The organism is Intrasporangium sp. (assembly GCF_036566125.1).
Lineage (GTDB): Bacteria > Actinomycetota > Actinomycetes > Actinomycetales > Dermatophilaceae > Intrasporangium.
The window spans coordinates 1-3,825 of sequence record NZ_DATCWX010000323.1 but is presented as its reverse complement, the minus strand read 5'-3'; the positions used below and the strand labels follow the sequence as shown (position 1 = coordinate 3,825).

Below are 3,825 nucleotides of genomic sequence, written 5' to 3'. Positions count from 1 at the left end.
CCCACCACGTCGTCGGGCACGCGCGCTGCGTAGCTCGCTTCGGCCAGCAGGACGGTCACGTCGCGGGCGAGGTCCACCCGTCGGTCGCTGGGGCCGCTGTCTCCGGTGTACGCGAGGGATGGTCCGTCCGTGCTGATCCGGTAACCGAGGTTCGGCCACGTGTGCGGCAGTGCGGTGGCCTCGATCTCGAAGGGCCCCAGTTGCAGGCGCGCACCATCCTCCAGATGCGAGACGGTCACGGCACCGTGCAGGAGCTGGGGCCGGTCGAGAGCCAGCACGGCGTCGAGAGCGCCCGCGGGAGCATGGACCGGGAGGGCAGGCGCCGGATGGTCATCGAATATCCGGGCGCGGAGCAGCGGGCTGAGGTCCGCGCAGTGGTCCGGATGACCGTGAGTGACGAGGACGGCGTCGATCTCCCAAGGAGGCACGACCGAGAACAGGAGTGGTGCGGTCGCGTAGCCGGGGTCGACGAGCAGCACATAGCCCTCGCGCTGCACGAGGTAGCCGCTGCACGCGCTCCCGGCTCGGGGCCAGCCGCCGTCACCGCCCAGGACTGTGAGCCGCAATCCGCCCTCCTTCCCCTCGAGGGACGCTCCCCTCAGCATGTGCCACCGACCAATCTAGGCGCCCTCGTCCGCCTCGCCTGAGCACGCTCTCGCCCACTCCGGGCACCGACTGCGCGCGACAATGAGGCCGAGCCATGCAGAGCCGTGCGGAGCAGACAAGGAGCGCAACGGTGTCCCGCGATCCCAACATCCCTGATGCGTTCGACGTCTACACGGTTGTCATCCTGCGGCGCCCGGCCGAGGCGCCGGAGTTGCCCGACGAGGAGCTCGACGCTCTGCAGGCGCGCCATCTCGCGTACCGGGCCGAGCTGGGCCGACAGGGCGTGCTGGTGGTCAACGGGCCGTTCGACGAGCAGAGCGATCCGTCGTATCGCGGGATGTCAGTGTTCGCCTGCGACGTTTCGGAGGCCGCGCGGCTGTCGGACGCTGACCCATCCGTTCTCGCGGGGCGGCTCACGTACGACGTCATGGAGTGGTGGGTGCGCGCCGGCTCGCTCGCCTTCCCGTTCGCCGATCGCACCATCGGAGAGCGTCGCTCGATGCCTGACGCCTGAGCACGCTCCGCAGAGGGTAGGTGTGAGGCATGGCCGATCTCGCGGCATCAGAACAGCCACCCAAGGACGAGAGCCTGCTCACCGTCGTCATCGCGCTCGCAGCCAACGTCCTCGTTGCCCTCGCGAAGTCGGTCGCCGCGGCATTCACCGGGTCAGCGTCGCTGGTCGCCGAGGCGGCGCACTCATGGGCGGACGTCGGCAACGAGGTCTTCCTGCTCGTCGCGGCGCGCCTGTCGGCCAGGCCCAGGGACCGGACGCACCCCTTCGGCTACGGGCGAGAGGCGTACGTCTGGTCCATGTTCGCGGCCTTCGGGCTGTTCACCGCCGGGTCGGTCGTGTCGATCTGGCACGGGGTGCAGAGCCTCGCAGCCGAGGAGTCGGAGACCGAGTACCTCTGGGGTTACATCATCCTCGCCCTTGCCTTCGTGCTCGAAGGCGTCTCGTTCCTGCAGGCTCGTCGGCAGACGGCACGCCTCGCCGCGCGGTCCCGCCTCCACCCGCTGCGCTACATCGCGCTCACGTCGAACCCCACCCTGCGTGCCGTCTACTTCGAGGACGCGGCTGCGCTCATCGGCATCCTCCTCGCCGCCGGCGGCATGGGACTGCACCAGCTCACCGGCAACCCCGTTTGGGACGCCGCCGGCTCGATCCTCGTGGGCTTGCTGCTCGGGGTCCTGGCCATCTTCCTCATCGACAAGAACAGGGACTTCCTCGTCGGCCAGGCGGTCTCGGCCCCGATTCGGGCCCGCGCGCTCGCGGCCCTCCTCGAGACCGGGGAGATCGAGCGAATCACCTTCCTGCACCTCGAGTTTGTCGGTCCGGGAAAGGTGTTCATGATCGCCGCGGTCGATCTGACGGGTGACGAGCCCGAGGCACGGGTCGCGGAGCGGGTTGCCCGCGTCGAACGGCGCATCGAGGACCACGAGCTCGTCGAGCGGGCCCTGCTCACGCTGTCCACCCCAGGAGCTCCCGCCATCGAGGCGTGACCGGCCATCGAGGCCCACACCCGGAGTACCGGACCAGCGCGCCCAACACCGTCGCGTTCGTCCCGACGCCGATCCACCAGGAGGACGTCGTCACGGCGTCCGGGAACTTCTGAAGCACAACGGAGTCGTATGCCGCTGAGCCGGCTCAGCGGCATACGGCACCTTACGCTCGGGTGGCCGCGGCACGCTTCCTACCTCGACGGGTCTGCGTTGCTGGTTTGGGGCGGGCCGGCCAGGACCCTGGGCACGTACTCGAGCATCTGGATCCGGCCGTCGAAGGTGCGACTGTCGACGAGGTCGAGGGCAACGTCGGGGTAGCCGTCGTAGATCCGGTCTCGCCCGGTGCGCCCGGTGATGACCGGGAAGACGCCGACCCGGAATCGGTCCACGAGGCCGGCGTTGAGGAGAGAACGGCACAAGGTGAGGCTGCCCAGGGTCGTCAGCGGCCTGGTGCCCGATTCCTTGAGCTTCCGAACTGCCTCGATCGGGTCGCGTGAGACCAGCTCCGTGTTCGGCCACGCCAGCGGTTCAGTCAAGGTGGTGGAGAAGACCACCTTGGACCGGCCAGCCAGCACGTCGGTGCCCGGCTCGCCCGCGGTGGCGAGCTCGGACATGAGCCGGTAGGTGGTCGCACCCATCAGGATCGTGTTGTCGTCGGGCTGCTCTCCCAGCCAGGCGAGGTACTCGGGTCCTTCCAGTCCCCACCAGCCGGGCCAACCCTCTGCGGCCCCGTATCCGTCGAGGGAGGTGATGAAGTCGACGAGAAGTTCTGGCATGACGTCCCCTTCCGAGGTGGTGTCCGTGGCGGGTCCGTCGTCTGACCCGTCCTTCCACCGTGTCAACCGTCGGCCGCGGGTTCCACTCTTTTACGACTCCTCCTGCCCACTTGGGGTGAACCGGCCGGCCTCGTGGTGCGTGCACCAGTTGTGGTCCTCTCACACGCTGACGAGGCCGTCCTGCGCGGGCTGTACGACGAGCACGCGGGCGCCCTGTTCCAGCACGTCCTCCGGCTCACCGCGGGCGACCGTGGGCGTGCCGAGGACATCGTCCAGGAGACCCTGCTGCGCGCCTGGCAGCACCCGGAGGCGATCCGCCCCGAGCGTGGCCCGGTCCGACCATGGCTCTACACGGTCGCGCGACACCTCGCCGTCGACGCGGTGCGGGCCCGCGCGGCGCGTCCCCGCGAGGTGCCGGACACGGCGCTGGAGCGCGTCGAGAGTTCCCAGGACGACATCGACAGCGCCCTCGACGCCTGGATCGTGTCCGAGGCGCTCAGCGCACTGAGCCGGGAGCACCGCGACGTCATCGTTGAGCTGTACTACCGGGGACGCTCGGTCGCCGAGGCGGCCCAGGAGCTCCGCATCCCCGCGGGCACCGTCAAGTCCCGCACGTACTACGCGCTGCGCGCACTCCGGCTCACGCTCGAGGAGAGGGGACTGACCCCATGAACTGCCACGATGTCCACCCGCTCCTCGGCGTCTACGTCCTCGGCAAGGCAGACCCGGACGACCGGGCAACGGTCGAGCGGCACCTGCCGACCTGTGCCCAGTGTCGGGAGGAGCTCGCCGAGCTCGAGGGTTTGCCCGCTCTGCTCGCCCGGGTGGCGCCCCCCGAGCCGGCGCCATCGCAGCGCCCCCGACCGCAACCCGTCCCGGTGACGCCGTCGCCCGACCTGCTCACGAGGCTGCTCACCGCCGCGGCGGCCACGCGTGCTCGCCG

Annotated in this window: 6 protein-coding genes; 4 read left to right on the top strand and 2 right to left on the bottom strand. The window is 70.0% G+C overall.

What is annotated here, in order from left to right; genetic code table 11:
- The coding region (locus tag VIR15_RS19450; RefSeq protein WP_331930824.1) for an MBL fold metallo-hydrolase at positions 1-566 on the bottom strand (566 nt) is incomplete at its 3' end.
- Between the two features lie 170 nt (positions 567-736).
- Here VIR15_RS19450 and VIR15_RS19445 point away from each other — a divergent pair.
- The gene (locus VIR15_RS19445; protein ID WP_331930822.1) at positions 737-1,120 is read left to right on the top strand and encodes a YciI family protein; all 384 of its coding nucleotides are present in this window, start codon (positions 737-739) and stop codon (positions 1,118-1,120) included.
- A gap of 29 nt (positions 1,121-1,149) precedes the next feature.
- Positions 1,150-2,106: a cation diffusion facilitator family transporter gene (locus VIR15_RS19440; protein WP_331930820.1), complete on the top strand. Its 957-nt coding sequence runs from the start codon at positions 1,150-1,152 to the stop codon at positions 2,104-2,106.
- 191 nt (positions 2,107-2,297) lie between these two features.
- Here VIR15_RS19440 and VIR15_RS19435 read toward each other — a convergent pair whose 3' ends face one another.
- A complete protein-coding gene (locus VIR15_RS19435; protein WP_331930818.1) occupies positions 2,298-2,882 on the bottom strand; it encodes a dihydrofolate reductase family protein in 585 nt (194 codons plus the stop codon).
- A gap of 150 nt (positions 2,883-3,032) precedes the next feature.
- Here VIR15_RS19435 and VIR15_RS19430 point away from each other — a divergent pair, with 150 nt between their 5' ends.
- Both VIR15_RS19430 and VIR15_RS19425 read left to right on the top strand, forming a co-directional pair.
- Positions 3,033-3,554 carry a sigma-70 family RNA polymerase sigma factor gene (locus tag VIR15_RS19430; protein WP_331930816.1) on the top strand — a complete coding sequence of 174 codons (522 nt, stop codon included), beginning with the start codon at positions 3,033-3,035 and terminating at the stop codon, positions 3,552-3,554.
- On the top strand, positions 3,551-3,825 hold a 275-nt coding region (locus VIR15_RS19425), incomplete at its 3' end, for an anti-sigma factor family protein (protein ID WP_331930814.1). The genes VIR15_RS19430 and VIR15_RS19425, both read left to right, overlap by 4 nt.

Coding starts and splice junctions, on each gene's coding strand:
- VIR15_RS19435 (WP_331930818.1), bottom strand. CDS start 2,882: ATGCCAGAACTTCTCGTCGACTTCATCACCTCCCTCGACGGATACGGG.
- VIR15_RS19440 (WP_331930820.1), top strand. CDS start 1,150: ATGGCCGATCTCGCGGCATCAGAACAGCCACCCAAGGACGAGAGCCTG.